The following is a 12,678-nucleotide window of genomic DNA, read 5'->3' on the forward strand; positions in this document are numbered from 1 at the left end:
CTCGATTTCCTCGCCGGCAACCTGTTGAAGAAGAAGCCGCAGCTGGTCTCGGGCACCGCCGTGTTCCTAACCAGCGATCCCTTGAGCGCACCGACCGCGCTGATGCACAGCCTGAAGCATTACAAGGTGCTGCACGAGCAGAACGTCATCCTCTCGGTGGTCACCGCTCCTCAGCCGGTGGTGCCCGACAGCGACCGGGTCAAGATGGAGACGGTCAACGAGCTGTTCATGCGGGTGACGCTGACCTTCGGCTACATGGAGCAGCCCAACATTCCGCGCGCGCTGGCGATTTGCCGCAAGCAAGGCTGGAAGTTCGACATCATGACGACGTCCTTCTTCCTGTCGCGGCGCTCGCTGAAGGCCTCGCCCAATTCCGGCATGCCGATGTGGCAGGACAGGCTGTTCATCGGCCTAGCGCGCACGGCGGCCGACGCCACCGAATATTTCCAGATTCCAACCGGACGTGTGGTAGAAATCGGTACGCAGGTGGCGATCTGACGAGGTCGATCGCCTCGGCCTGAACGGGGAGGCGGGGATGAGCGGCGAATTGGTGCTTGTCACCGGCGGGTCGGGGTTCCTCGGCGCTCACTGCATCCTTGCCCTGTTGAAGGCGGGCTATCGCGTGCGCACGACGCTGCGCTCCGCCAGGCGTGAAGCCGATGTTCTGGCCATGCTGAAGGTTGGTGGCGCCGAGCCCGGCGACCGGCTTTCCTTTGCCATTGCCGACCTCATGAGCGACGCCGGCTGGCCGCAAGCGGTTGCCGGCTGCGACTATGTCCTGCATGTCGCCTCGCCATTTCCCTTCGGCGTGCCGAAGCATGAAGATGACCTGATCATCCCGGCTCGCGAAGGCGCCTTGCGCGTGCTCAGGGCGGCGCGAGACGCAGGCGTCAAACGCGTCGTGCTGACCTCATCCTTCGCCGCTATCGGCTATGGCAAGATGCCGCCGGACGGCCGGCCCTTCACCGAAGAGAGCTGGACCGATCCGACGGCCAAGGTCAGCGCCTATGTGAAGTCGAAGACGCTCGCCGAACGCGCGGCCTGGGATTTCATCGCCGCCGAGGGTGGCAGCCTGGAGCTGGCAGTCGTCAATCCGGTCGGCATTTTCGGGCCTGTCCTGGGGGCCGACCATTCGACCTCCACCGCATTCGTCCAGCGCATGATGAACGGTGCCATGCCGGGGCTGCCGCGCCTGTCCTTCGGTGTGGTCGACGCGCGCGACGTGGCCGACCTGCATGTGCGCGCCATGACCAATCCCGCTGCCAAGGGCGAGCGGTTTCTGGCCGTAGCCGGCGATTTCATGACCGTGCGGGAGATCGCGCAGGCCGTGAAGACGCGGCTCGGCGCGGCCGCCTCGCGTGTCTCGACGCGGGAGCTTCCCGATTGGCTGGTGCGGGCGGTGGGGTTGTTCAACGCGGAAGCCGCGCAGCTGGTGACGGAACTCGGCAAGGTCAAGAACGCCACCAACGCCAAGGCGGTGCGCATGCTCGGCTGGGCGCCGCGCTCGCGCGAGGATGCCCTGGCCGCCACCGGAGCAAGCCTGGTTCGGCTTGGGCTGGTCAAGACCCCGAAATAGCGCGGCGGGACAAAGCCTTCCCGCCGCGCGGGTTTCAGCCGGCCAGCGCGGCCTTGTTGGCCTTGAGGAACTGCTTCAGCGGTACCGACTTCCGGCCGGAAAGGGTCTCCACCGAGTCCGTTACCATGCCAAGGTCGCCGGCGCGTGTGGCAGCATCGAAGGACACCAGGAGCTTGGCGATCGGCTCGGGGAGCCCGGCCGCCTTCATTCCCTCGTTCAGCGCTTCGTCGGAGAGCTGGACGACCTGGATCGGCTTGCCGGTGACTTCGGTGACGAGTGCGGCGACTTCGGCTGGTGTATAGGCCTTGGGGCCAGTCAGCGTGTAAGTCGTGCTTTCGGTGTCGTCCGAAGCCAGCCCCGCGGCTATGGCCGCGGCCAGATCGCTCCGCGCGCCGTAGGAAATGGCGCCATCGGCCGCGGACGTATACCATTGGCCCGATGCGAGGATTTGCGGCATCGCCATGAACAGGTTCTCGTCGTACCAGCCATTGCGGAAGATCGTGTAGGGAATGCCGCTCGCCTTGATCGCCTGTTCCGTGTCGTAGTGGTCGGGCGCGAAGAGCACCGGCGACCCCGGCTCGGTGTTGGGCATCGAGGTGTAAAGCAGGTGGCCGACGCCTGCCTTGCTGGCCGCAGCGACCGCCGCGAGCTGCTGTTCGCGCCGCTTTCCCTGGATCGCCAGCTCGTTGGTCGAAATGATGAGCGCCCGGTCGGCGCCGGCGAAGGCTTTGGCAAGCGAGGCCTGATCGTCGAAGTCGGCCTCGCGAACAGTGACGCCGCGCGCTGACAGGTCGGCAAGATTGGCGGGCGTGCGGGTCGTGGCGATGATTCGGGCCGCCGGTATCTCGAACGTGTCCAGTAGATGGTTGATGACGCTGCGGCCGAGCTGGCCGGACGCGCCGGTGACGAGAAGAGTTGCGGTCATGGGGGATCCTGACTTTGCGCCGGAAGGGCGGTTCGAGTGGTGGTCTCAAAAAGAGACCAGCACTAAAATAGGAATTGACCCGATGCCGTAAAGAAGGCAGTTTTTGGGGAGGTAGGCACAGGCAGGGAACCAGTCATGGACAGCCGAACCGTCAATCTGAGATCCAAACTCGAAGTCTACAAAGCGATGACCGACGGCGGAAGCATCGCCGATTGCCCGGTCCGCGACGTCATCCAGGGGCTCAATGGCAAATGGAGTTCGCTGTTGACGGCGGCCTTGGCTGAGCAGCCCTATCGCTTCGGCGAGCTGCGGCGGCTGGTTCCCGACATTTCGCAGCGCATGCTGACCCAGACGCTCTACGATCTGCAGCGCGACGGCTATGTGCGTCGCGAAGTGTTTCCGACCAAGCCGCCGAGTGTCGAATACAGCCTGACCGACCTCGGGCGCTCGATGTTCGATGCCTTGCAGTATTTGTTGCAGTGGGCTGAAAACAACCATGACGCGGTGCGCGACGCGCGCACTGCCTTCGACGCGACCCAGGCTTGAACAACCGGACAGTGCGCGGCTCCGCGGCTTGATTTCGCCCGGCCGCTGAAGGATTGTCCGGCCAGTTCGGCATGGGGGCATCGGCATTTCCTACGACATCGCAATTGCAGGCGCCGGTCCGGCAGGGCTGGCCATGGCGCTTTACCTCAAGCGCGCCGGCCACAGGGTCACCGTCTTCGAACGCTTCGAGGAACCCAGGCCGGTCGGCTCCGGCCTGATCCTGCAGCCGACCGGGCTGACGGTGCTGGCCGATCTCGGCCTGCTCGATGATGTCATGGCACTTGGTGCCCGCATCGACCGGCTGCATGGCGCCGATGCCTCGACCGGCCGCACCGTGCTCGATGTCCGCTACGACGCCCAGCAGGGCGGCCGCTTCGGCCTGGCGGTGCACCGGGCTGCCCTGTTCGGCGTGCTGTTCCGTGCTGCCCGGCGTGAGACCCTCGCCATCGAAACCGGCGTCGAAATCGAGACCCTGGAAACCGGCGAACGGGCAACGCTGATCCACAGCGGCGGGCGAAAGGCGGGGCCGTTCGATCTGGTCGTCGATGCCAGCGGCGCACGCTCGAAACTGCGGCAATGCGCCGGCAATGCCGCGGCACCACGACCACTCACCTATGGCGCGTTCTGGGCATCGCTGGATTGGCGAGGCGAGGGCTTTGACGAGCACGCGCTCTTGCAGCGCTACGACAAGGCCAGCGTGATGATCGGCGTGCTGCCGATCGGCCGGCCGGAACCCGATGCCGAAAGGATGGCGGCTTTCTTCTGGAGCCTGAAACCGGCGGATGCCGATGCCGTGCGCAACCTCGGCATCGATGCCTGGAAGGAGCGGGTGCTGCGGCTGTGGCCGCAGGCCGAGGCGTTCACCGGCCAGATCGACAGTTTCGACCAGCTCTCGCTGGCCCGCTACGGCCACCATACGATGAAATTTCCGGCTGGCCGGCGGCTGGCCGTGATCGGCGACGCCGCGCATTCGACCAGCCCACAGCTTGGCCAGGGCGCCAACATGGCGCTCCTCGACGCCGCCGCGCTCAGCCATGCGCTGGCGCGAGCGGACGGCGTGGAGGCAGCGCTGGAAGCCTATGCGAGAGCGCGGCGCTGGCATGTGCGGGCCTTCCAGGCACTGTCGCTGGCATTCACGCCCTTCTACCAGTCGGATTCGGCGGCGCTGCCCTTCATCCGCGACAGGCTGGTGGCGACGATCGCCAAAATCCCGCCGGCGCCGCGGTTTCTCGCCTCGATGGTGGCCGGCACGGTGATCGATCCGTTCAGGCGGGCAGGGCTTGCCGAAGCGCGGTGGCCGGATCGCCTTGCCGAATGAGACTCGATAGGAAAGACCCCTTCGCCCGCAGGAAAGCATGCAGGCGCTGCGGATAGTCAGGCGCCACGGCTTGCCTGATCGACGGACGGCCGCTCAACGCCTTGCGCCAGGCCTGGACAAGCGGCTTGCCTTCCAGGATGCCGAAATCGCCGATCCGGTCGAAGGCGTCGAGGTAGCGAAAGACCGGACCGTAAACGGCATCGACGAGGGAAAAGCGGCTGCCAGCGAACCATGGCCCGCGCCGCGGGGTATCGTCCGCGAGTTCAGCCTCGAGGCGGCCAAACATCGCCGACAGCGCACTAGACTCGGCGAGGAAGCCGGCCTCGCTCGGCGCTGAATAGAAGCGACCGATGGCGTTGAGGATGGCCGAGCCGTATTCGATCCAAGCCCGGTGCCGGGCGCGGGCATAGGGGTCGGCAGGGTGGAGGGGATTGGCCTGCGTCTCCTCGAGGAATTCGAGGATGACCGCCGATTCGAAGATTATCGTCTCGTCGCCAGCTTGCCGCACGCGCAGCAGCGGCACCTTGCCGAGTGGCGAGATCGCCTTGAACCAGTCCGGCTTGTCGGCGAGGTCGATGTCGACGCGCTCGAACGGGACGCCCTTCTCGGCCAACGAGATCGCGGCGCGTTGGACATAGGGGCAAAGGGGGTGGCTGACGAGAATGAGGGTGTCGGTATGTTGCACCGGGATGTGCCTTTCGATATCGATGCGGTTGCATTTATGTAGATGCATGTGCATTGATCGTCAAGCTTGATGCAATTGCATCTACCTCGTATGGTGCGGCCATGACAGAGACAGCCATGCCTTCGCCTGAAGCCATCAAGGTCTGGGCCCGCCTGATGCGGGTGTCGCGCCAATTGATGGAACGCGCCGAGGACGCTCTGAAGGAGGGCGGCCTGCCGCCGCTCGCATGGTATGACGTGCTACACGAGCTTGCCGAGGCCGGCGAGGGCGGTTTGCGGCCGTTTCAATTGATCGAGCGCACCTTGTTTGCGCAATACAACATCTCGCGGCTGTTGGCGCGGCTCGAGGCCGACGGGCTGGTCGAGAAACTGCCGGTGGCCGATGACGGCCGTGGGCAAACCATCCGCGTCACGGCCACGGGACGTGAGACGCGCCGCCGGATGTGGGCGGTCTACGGGCGCTCGATCGCGGACCTGGTTGGCGCCAAACTGTCAACCGTTGAGCTGAACACAGTCTCGGCGATGCTCGGCCGGCTGCGTGATCCGCCTGTGGACCATTGAGGTTGGATCAGTACTGAGCGGCTGTTGCGCACCGTCGCCTTTTGCCGCCAAATATTTCTACTTTTTCCCCTTGCGTCGGATGGCGGATCGCGCAATATGCCGAACCGTAACGTACGGTACGCTGTGGTTGACACCGAACTGTACCCTTCGAACAGGAACCGAACGTGTTGCAGGCCAACGCCGACATCGACAACAGCCAGACGCTGACGGAGCGGCAGCAGACCGTCCTGGACGCGGCGCTGCGGCTGCTGGTCGAGGAGGGCGACAACCTGACCATGACTGCCGTGGCGCGGCGCGCCAGCTGTTCCAAGGAAACCCTCTACAAATGGTTCGGCGACCGCGACGGGCTTTTGACGGCAACCGTGCAGTGGCAGGCCTCCAAGGTCCGGGTGGCTCCGGTCGACGGCAAGGGGCTTGACCTTGCCTCGCTGGCGGCGAGCCTAGAGCGTTTCGCTTCCGATTGGCTGAGAGTGATCTCCAGCGACACCTCGATTGCGCTCAACCGTGTCGCGGTCGGCCATGCCGGGTCGGGCAAGGACAATCTCGGCGCCGTCGTGCTGGAGAATGGGCGCTTTGCCCTGGCCAAGCGGCTGAAGCCGGTGCTTGAGGCCGGCCGGCAGGCGGGACTCCTTGAATTTTCGGATGCCGAGATGGCGTTCCGTACCTTTTTCGGACTGGTTGGCCGGGATGTGCAGATCCGTCTGCTCCTCGGTGACCGGCTGGAATTGACTGAGGCGGCGATCGGCGGCGATGCCATCCGCGCGACGCAGCAGTTTCTCGCTCTTTTCGGAGCAACAAACGGCCGCAAGGCCTCTTCATAAAAACGGGAAGGAAGTAAAGATGCGCGTCTATTACGATCGTGATGCTGATCTCAACCTGATCAAGGGCAAGAAGGTCGCCATCATCGGCTATGGCAGCCAAGGCAGGGCGCATGCGCTCAACCTCAAGGACTCCGGCGCCAAGGAAATCGCCATCGGCCTCAAGGCCGGCTCGGCGACGGCCAAGAAGGTCGAGGCCGACGGGCTCAAGGTGATGAGCGTCGCCGACGCCGCCAAATGGGCCGATCTGATGATGATGGCGACGCCAGACGAATTGCAGGCCGACATCTACAAGAACGAGATCGCGCCGAACATCCGCGACGGTGCCGCGATCGCCTTCGCGCACGGCCTCAACGTGCATTTCGGCCTCATCGAACCCAAGTCGACCGTCGACGTGGTCATGATCGCGCCGAAGGGTCCCGGCCACACGGTGCGCGGCGAATACCAGAAGGGCGGCGGCGTGCCGTGCCTGGTCGCCGTCAACCAGGACGCCTCGGGCAACGCGCTCGACCTCGCTCTCTCCTATGCTTGCGGCGTCGGCGGCGGCCGTTCGGGCATCATCGAGACCAATTTCCGCGAAGAATGCGAGACCGACCTGTTCGGCGAGCAGGTCGTGCTGTGCGGGGGCCTGGTCGAACTGATCCGCGCCGGCTTCGAGACGCTGGTGGAAGCCGGTTACGCGCCGGAAATGGCCTATTTCGAGTGCCTGCACGAGGTCAAGCTGATCGTCGACCTGATCTATGAAGGCGGCATCGCCAACATGAACTACTCGATCTCCAACACCGCCGAATGGGGCGAATATGTCTCGGGTCCGCGCATCATCACCGCCGAGACCAAGGCCGAGATGAAGCGCGTGCTGAAGGACATCCAGACGGGGAAATTCACCTCGGAATGGATGCAGGAATACCGCGCCGGCATGTCGCGCTTCAAGGGCATCCGCCGCAACAACGACAGCCACCAGATCGAGGAAGTCGGCGCCAAGCTGCGCGCGATGATGCCTTGGATTTCGAAGAACAAGCTGGTGGACAAGGCCAAGAATTGAGCGAAATCTATCCGCTCGAAGCCCCTCCAACTCTTGGTTTTTACGCAATTCCGGATGGAAAACCGCTACGCACTTTTCTGGAATTGCTCTGACTTCGAACGGTCAAAAACCAAAAACGGCGCCACGTGGCGCCGTTTTCATTTCTGGTGTCAGCCGCAGGCAGCTCAACTATAGGGCGACCAGCACTGCTGGCGCGGCCCGTTATAGGGCTGGAACGTGTTGTCGTAAGCGCGGTACGACCGGTAGCGGTTGTAGCACCACCGGACATGGGCGCTCGAAAGCCGTCCCGCGCGGTAGTAGCGGCGTGGCGCCGGCGCATAGTAGTCGTAGTTGTTATAGTTGTTGTACATGCTGCCAAGGCCGAGACCCAGGCCAAGGCCGAGGATCGCGGCGGCGCCATCGTCGTAGTAGCCGCCGTGATAGTAGCGGCGGCCATGGCGCCAGCGCCAGTCGTCGCCGCGGTTCCAGTTGCCGCCACCATTCCAGTGGCGGCCGTTCCAGTTCCCCGACCGGCGCCATCTCCAATCGTTGTTGAAACTCCGGTTGTTGCCGCCGGCCCAGCCTTCGCGGACCGGGGTAACCGTTGGCGCGGCGGTGCTGGCCGGGATCGACACATCCGGCTGTAGGATCGGCCCGGCAGCGGACGGCGCCGTGACGCCGGAGACAATACCAAGCGCTATCAGCCCGGATTTGACAGTGGAAGAAAAAAGCGCGTTCATTGCACTTCTCCAAGAGAACAGGCCCCACGCCCTACCCAGGGGAATGGGACCACTGTGGATCTTTGCGTCTGAACGGCGGATGAACGGAAAGGTTCCGTCAACCATGGCGCGAACGCCGTCAGGACCAAACGATCCCTGCTTGTGGTCTTGCGATCTTGTCTTCCGCCGCTCTTGCAGGCAAAGGTCAGCGCATGTCGCTGCGCCTTGCCACCTTCAATGTCGAGAACCTGATGAACAGGTTCGACTTTTCCGGCTATCGCAACCAACTCAACGAGGACCGGACACTGGCGCTGTTCGATATCCAGAGCGAGGCCGAATACAGGATGCTGGAACAGGCGCGCGCCATCGCGCAATCCGATGACACGCGCCAGCTGACGGCGCTGGCCATCGCCGCCACCCGCGCCGACATCATCTGCATGCAGGAGGTCGACAACATCGAAGCGCTGAAGGCGTTCGAGTACGGCTATCTGTTCAAGATGGTGGGGCAGGGTTACCGCCAGAAATACACCACGTCGGGCAATGATTCGCGCGGCATCGATGTCGCGATAATGATGCGCAACGAGACTGCGCAGGGACAGCCGATCGAATTCGTGCGCATGACCAGCCACGCCTATGTCACCTACGAGCAGTTCGGCTTGCACACGCCGGAACTCGCGGCGCTTGGCAACCAGGCCAATGAACGCATCTTCCGGCGCGACTGCCTGGAAGTCGACATCAAGGTGGGCGGCGCGCCGATAACGCTCTATCTCGTGCACTTCAAGTCGATGGGGTCGCCCCGCAACGGGCTCGACGGACGCGAGGCGACAATGCCGGTGCGCATCGCCGAGGCGCAGGCCGTGCGGCGCATCATCGAGGAGCGCTTCGGTGGGGATCACGCTGCCGACAAGCGCTGGGCGATCTGCGGCGACATGAACGATTACCGCCAGCGCGTGAAGATCGCCGGCGATGAGGTCGACGGCTACCGTTTCGAGGTGGTCGACGAGAACCTGTCCTGCATCAACGTGCTGACAGCGGGCGGCTTCTGCGAAAACGTGGTCGAGCGGCGGCCGGAAATGAACCGCTGGACCTTCTATCACACACGCGGACCCGAAGAGCGGCATTTGTGCCAGCTCGACTATATCCTGCTTTCCAGGGGACTGGCGGCCAAGAACGCCACCGCCGTTCCCGACATCATCCGCAACGGCCAGCCCTGGCGCACGATCTTTCCCGCGGGCCAGGAAGTCGAGCGCTTCCCGCGTACCGGCTGGGATCGGCCCAAGGCCTCGGACCATTGCCCGGTGGCGATCACGCTGGACATGGCCTGATGGGCAGGATCGGGACCTGAGCCGACATGAGCTTCGATCTTCCGCGCAATGTCATCCTGCCGGTCGATGCCATCGACGTCCGTCTCGATCCCGGCCCGCATCCCTTCGCGGTGGATAATGCCGAGGCGATCGCCAAGAATTGGCAGAGCGAGATCGCGGCCAATCCGGCGCTATTCGACGGCACGGTGGTTCTGCTTTCGGAACTCGCCTATCGCGACCGCAGCCTCATTGGCCGCTGTCATGCGATCAACTACTCGACCTTCATGCTTTGGCGCAAACGACGGGAGAATTCCGGCGCCGAGCACGCCTATGGGCACGCCATGCTGGTGGCCGGGGACAACGCTCTGGTGGCGATCCGCATGGGACGACACACAGTGGGTGCCGGGAGCGTCTATTTCGCCGCGGGCTCGTTCGAGCCGACCGATTTCCGCGACGGTCTCGTCGATGTCGATTTCAACATGATCCGCGAGGTGCGCGAGGAGACCGGCCTCGACCTGTCGGATGCCAGGCGCGGTGTGCGCTGGCACGCCCTGTCGACGACAAGCGGCACGGTCATCTTCCGCCGCTATCATGTCGATGAGGCGGCTGACGAGATCGCATCGCGCATCCGCGCCTTCGTCGCCTCCGAAGCCGATCCGGAGATCGAGGGGCCAGTGATCATCCGCCATGCCGGCGACCTGCCGGACGGTCTGTCGCCGCATATGAAGCCGCTGATCGAGTGGCATTTTGCGAACGAGGGCTAAATCCCCTTGCATGCGCCTTACGGAGAAGCGCCGAGAGATTGCGCTCTGATATCAATCTTTATAAAATGCTATCAACGATGTCACGTAAGTAGGTTTGCTATCGATGAGCGCTGTCACCATCCGCAATTTGCCAGAGGAAACGCTCCGCGCCTTGAAGGTGCGGGCGGCCCACCACGGCCGCAGCACTGAGGCCGAAATGCGAGAGATCCTGGAAACGGCCGTGCGGCCGGCCAATCGGGTCAAACTCGGCTCGCTGCTCGCCGCCATCGGTCGCGAGGCCGGATTGTCGCAAGAGGATGTCGATACCTTGCAAAGGCTCCGCGACAAGACACCGGGCGAGCCGGTACGGTTCGAATGATCCTCATCGATACCAATGTAATTTCCGAACCGTGGAAACCCGCGCCCGATCCGCGCGTCATCGCGTGGATCGACGCTCAGGCCGTTGAAACCCTGTATCTTTCGGCCGTCACCGTGGCCGAGCTGCGTTTCGGTGTCGCGGCGATGCCTGCCGGCAAGCGCCGCACGATCCTGCAGGATCGTCTGGAGCAGGACGCGCTGCCGCTGTTTGCTGGCCGTATTCTGCCCTTCGATCTCGATGCGTCGCGCGCCTATGCCATCCTCATGGTGCAGGCGAGGGCCGCGGGCAAGGCCATCGGCAACGCGGATGGTTACATCGCCGCCACAGCCGCTGCGCACGGCCTCACGGTCGCCACCCGCGACACCAGCCCGTTCGCGGCCGCCGGGTTGAATACCGTCAATCCGTGGGAAGTAGCGTTGTAACCGTGCCTGCCACTCGAAACCGCACGTTGTCGCCGCGGTCGGGATGAATGATCCGGGGAGAGGCGGACAGGGCTCTATGATGTCTTGCTCGTGAGTGCCTTGCGTTCGTTGCGCGCGGCGATGAAAAACAGAATGAAGCCGACGCCCAGCAACCCGCCATCGCCATACCCATGGTCTGGCCGACGACCGCTTGGAAATCCGGTTTGACGCGATCGGGGTTGGTCATCCCGTAATCGGCGAGATACCACCAGATCCCTGCCAGGACAGCTTCGATAATCACCATGGTCAGGATCACCCGCGCCTTCTTGCTCATCAGCTGCTCCTCGACCAGAAATGCCTTGGCATAACATCGCCGACACAGTGACGACAGGGGCAGGGCGGAAACGTCCAAGGTTGCGCAAAAACCGGCGCGGCGTGCCGGGCGCCTTTGCAGCTTGCTCCCTTACTCGTGCCTTAGCGCGTCGATCGGATCGAGCCTGGCGCCGCGCAGGGCCGGGAAGAAGCCGAACACCATGCCGATCAGGGCGGAGAAGCCGACTGCGAGCAGGATCACCGCGGGGCTTGGCGCAAAGGGTATGGTCAAGGTCACGGAGGCGAGGCCGGCCAGCGCCAGCCCGATCAGGATGCCGATGATGCCGCCGAGCAGCGACAGCACGGTCGCCTCGACCAGGAACTGGATGAGGATGTGCTTTTCATGCGCGCCGATGGCGAGCCTGATGCCGATCTCGCGCGTTCGCTCGGTGACGGACACCAGCATGATGTTCATGATGCCGATGCCGCCGACCAGCAGGCTGACGCCGGCTACCGCGCCCAGCATGCCGGTCATGGTGGTGGTGGCACTGGCCATGGCATCGGCGATCTGGGTCATGTCGCGAATGGCGAAATCGCTTTCGCGGTCGGGGGTCATATGGCGCGCATCGCGCAAAATGTCCTCGACGCGCGGCTGCAATTCGGTGGTCGGCGTGCGGTCGTCGGCGGCGATGTAGATGTTGTCGATGTCGCGGTTGCCGGCGATGCGGCGCTGATAGGCGGCGAGCGGCATCAGCACGACATTGTCCTGGTCCTGGCCGAAGCCGGTATAGCCCTTTGGCTCGAGCAGGCCGACGATCTTGCAGGAGGTGCGGTTGACGCGGATGATCTCGCCCTCGGGATCGCCGGCGCCGAAGAACTGCTCGCGCACCGTTTCGCCGATCAGGCACACGCCGGTGCCCGACCGGGTTTCGGAATCGCTGAACGGGCGGCCCGAGACCAGTTTCCAGTCGCGTGCGTCGAGATAGGCGCTGTCGGTGCCGGTGACGCCAGAGGTCAGGCTTTCGGTGCCGAAGATGACGCGCACCTGCTTCTGCGATGCCGGCGATATGGCGCGCGCGCCGGTGAGATGCGCAACCAGCGCCGCCAGGTCCTTTTCGGCCAGCGGCCGCACCGCCTGGTCGAGCCCGCCCGGACCGCCGGGGCCGGCCGGGCGCCCGGCACGCACGACCAGCAGATTGCTGCCGAGCTTGGAAATGTCGGCCTTGACCTTCTGCGTGGTACCGGAGCCGATGGTCAGCATGGCAATGACGGCGGCAACGCCGATGACGATGCCGAGTAAGGTCAGGAACGAGCGCAGCACGTTGCGGCGGATCGAGCGCAGCGACAGGCGTACGGTTTCCCAGATCATGG

Annotated in this window: 15 protein-coding genes and 1 pseudogene; 11 read left to right on the plus strand and 5 right to left on the minus strand. The window is 64.1% G+C overall.

Annotation, left to right across the window (positions count from 1 at the left end):
• A partial coding sequence (locus EN845_RS15550) for a KUP/HAK/KT family potassium transporter (protein ID WP_189522878.1) occupies window positions 1-498 on the plus strand: 498 nt, incomplete at its 5' end.
• 37 nt (window positions 499-535) lie between these two features.
• Window positions 536-1,576 (plus strand): aldehyde reductase, encoded by a 1,041-nt coding sequence (locus EN845_RS15555; RefSeq protein WP_127871615.1) that lies wholly within the window; start codon window positions 536-538, stop codon window positions 1,574-1,576.
• 34 nt (window positions 1,577-1,610) lie between these two features.
• Here the strand turns inward: EN845_RS15555 and EN845_RS15560 are convergent, their stop codons facing one another.
• Entirely contained in the window at window positions 1,611-2,501 is an 891-nt protein-coding gene (locus tag EN845_RS15560) for an SDR family oxidoreductase (protein ID WP_127871614.1), read from the minus strand.
• 135 nt (window positions 2,502-2,636) lie between these two features.
• On the opposite strand from EN845_RS15560, the gene EN845_RS15565 reads away from it, so the two are divergent.
• Window positions 2,637-3,047 carry a helix-turn-helix domain-containing protein gene (locus EN845_RS15565; protein WP_127871613.1) on the plus strand — a complete coding sequence of 137 codons (411 nt, stop codon included), beginning with the start codon at window positions 2,637-2,639 and terminating at the stop codon, window positions 3,045-3,047.
• A 52-nt stretch (window positions 3,048-3,099) separates the two neighbouring features.
• Window positions 3,100-4,365, plus strand: coding sequence for an NAD(P)/FAD-dependent oxidoreductase (locus EN845_RS15570; RefSeq protein WP_127871612.1), 1,266 nt, complete (start codon window positions 3,100-3,102; stop codon window positions 4,363-4,365).
• On the opposite strand, the gene EN845_RS15575 is transcribed toward EN845_RS15570, so the two are convergent.
• Window positions 4,313-5,098: a glutathione S-transferase family protein gene (locus EN845_RS15575; RefSeq protein ID WP_245511749.1), complete on the minus strand. Its 786-nt coding sequence runs from the start codon at window positions 5,096-5,098 to the stop codon at window positions 4,313-4,315. The genes EN845_RS15570 and EN845_RS15575 overlap by 53 nt on opposite strands.
• A gap of 53 nt (window positions 5,099-5,151) precedes the next feature.
• Here EN845_RS15575 and EN845_RS15580 point away from each other — a divergent pair, with 53 nt between their 5' ends.
• The 3 genes from EN845_RS15580 to ilvC all read left to right on the plus strand — a co-directional run bounded on the left by EN845_RS15580 (window position 5,152) and on the right by ilvC (window position 7,470).
• Window positions 5,152-5,610, plus strand: a complete 459-nt coding sequence (locus tag EN845_RS15580; RefSeq protein WP_127871738.1) for a MarR family transcriptional regulator — start codon at window positions 5,152-5,154, stop codon at window positions 5,608-5,610.
• A gap of 164 nt (window positions 5,611-5,774) precedes the next feature.
• Window positions 5,775-6,431 (plus strand): TetR/AcrR family transcriptional regulator, encoded by a 657-nt coding sequence (locus EN845_RS15585; RefSeq protein WP_127871611.1) that lies wholly within the window; start codon window positions 5,775-5,777, stop codon window positions 6,429-6,431.
• A gap of 19 nt (window positions 6,432-6,450) precedes the next feature.
• On the plus strand, window positions 6,451-7,470 hold the full coding sequence (gene ilvC, locus EN845_RS15590; RefSeq protein WP_013531065.1) for a ketol-acid reductoisomerase: 1,020 nt from the start codon (window positions 6,451-6,453) through the stop codon (window positions 7,468-7,470).
• A gap of 164 nt (window positions 7,471-7,634) precedes the next feature.
• Here ilvC and EN845_RS15595 read toward each other — a convergent pair whose 3' ends face one another.
• On the minus strand, window positions 7,635-8,189 hold the full coding sequence (locus EN845_RS15595) for a BA14K family protein (protein WP_127871610.1): 555 nt from the start codon (window positions 8,187-8,189) through the stop codon (window positions 7,635-7,637).
• A 191-nt stretch (window positions 8,190-8,380) separates the two neighbouring features.
• On the opposite strand from EN845_RS15595, the gene EN845_RS15600 reads away from it, so the two are divergent.
• The 4 genes from EN845_RS15600 to EN845_RS15615 all read left to right on the plus strand — a co-directional run bounded on the left by EN845_RS15600 (window position 8,381) and on the right by EN845_RS15615 (window position 11,016).
• Window positions 8,381-9,493 (plus strand): endonuclease/exonuclease/phosphatase family protein, encoded by a 1,113-nt coding sequence (locus tag EN845_RS15600; protein ID WP_127871609.1) that lies wholly within the window; start codon window positions 8,381-8,383, stop codon window positions 9,491-9,493.
• A gap of 26 nt (window positions 9,494-9,519) precedes the next feature.
• The gene (locus EN845_RS15605) at window positions 9,520-10,236 is read left to right on the plus strand and encodes a hypothetical protein (RefSeq protein ID WP_127280731.1); all 717 of its coding nucleotides are present in this window, start codon (window positions 9,520-9,522) and stop codon (window positions 10,234-10,236) included.
• A 103-nt stretch (window positions 10,237-10,339) separates the two neighbouring features.
• Complete coding sequence (locus EN845_RS15610) at window positions 10,340-10,594, plus strand: plasmid stabilization protein (protein ID WP_127280732.1); 255 nt, start codon at window positions 10,340-10,342, stop codon at window positions 10,592-10,594.
• Window positions 10,591-11,016, plus strand: coding sequence for a type II toxin-antitoxin system VapC family toxin (locus EN845_RS15615; RefSeq protein WP_127871608.1), 426 nt, complete (start codon window positions 10,591-10,593; stop codon window positions 11,014-11,016). Before EN845_RS15610 ends, EN845_RS15615 begins: the two co-directional genes overlap by 4 nt.
• Before the next feature lie 74 nt (window positions 11,017-11,090).
• On the opposite strand, the pseudogene EN845_RS15620 reads toward EN845_RS15615, so the two are convergent.
• Window positions 11,091-11,329: pseudogene (locus EN845_RS15620) on the minus strand (hypothetical protein).
• Window positions 11,330-11,458: 129 nt separating this feature from the next.
• Entirely contained in the window at window positions 11,459-12,676 is a 1,218-nt protein-coding gene (locus tag EN845_RS15625) for an ABC transporter permease (protein WP_127871607.1), read from the minus strand.
• Between the last annotated feature and the right edge of the window lie 2 nt (window positions 12,677-12,678).

It is taken from the genome of Mesorhizobium sp. M8A.F.Ca.ET.202.01.1.1, from assembly GCF_004791595.1.
Taxonomy (GTDB): Bacteria; Pseudomonadota; Alphaproteobacteria; order Rhizobiales; family Rhizobiaceae; genus Mesorhizobium.

Coding starts and splice junctions, on each gene's coding strand:
- EN845_RS15555 (WP_127871615.1), top strand. CDS start 536: ATGAGCGGCGAATTGGTGCTTGTCACCGGCGGGTCGGGGTTCCTCGGC.
- EN845_RS15560 (WP_127871614.1), bottom strand. CDS start 2,501: ATGACCGCAACTCTTCTCGTCACCGGCGCGTCCGGCCAGCTCGGCCGC.
- EN845_RS15565 (WP_127871613.1), top strand. CDS start 2,637: ATGGACAGCCGAACCGTCAATCTGAGATCCAAACTCGAAGTCTACAAA.
- EN845_RS15575 (WP_245511749.1), bottom strand. CDS start 5,098: ATGCATCTACATAAATGCAACCGCATCGATATCGAAAGGCACATCCCG.
- EN845_RS15580 (WP_127871738.1), top strand. CDS start 5,152: ATGACAGAGACAGCCATGCCTTCGCCTGAAGCCATCAAGGTCTGGGCC.
- ilvC (WP_013531065.1), top strand. CDS start 6,451: ATGCGCGTCTATTACGATCGTGATGCTGATCTCAACCTGATCAAGGGC.
- EN845_RS15595 (WP_127871610.1), bottom strand. CDS start 8,189: ATGAACGCGCTTTTTTCTTCCACTGTCAAATCCGGGCTGATAGCGCTT.
- EN845_RS15600 (WP_127871609.1), top strand. CDS start 8,381: ATGTCGCTGCGCCTTGCCACCTTCAATGTCGAGAACCTGATGAACAGG.
- EN845_RS15605 (WP_127280731.1), top strand. CDS start 9,520: ATGAGCTTCGATCTTCCGCGCAATGTCATCCTGCCGGTCGATGCCATC.
- EN845_RS15610 (WP_127280732.1), top strand. CDS start 10,340: ATGAGCGCTGTCACCATCCGCAATTTGCCAGAGGAAACGCTCCGCGCC.
- EN845_RS15615 (WP_127871608.1), top strand. CDS start 10,591: ATGATCCTCATCGATACCAATGTAATTTCCGAACCGTGGAAACCCGCG.
- EN845_RS15625 (WP_127871607.1), bottom strand. CDS start 12,676: ATGATCTGGGAAACCGTACGCCTGTCGCTGCGCTCGATCCGCCGCAAC.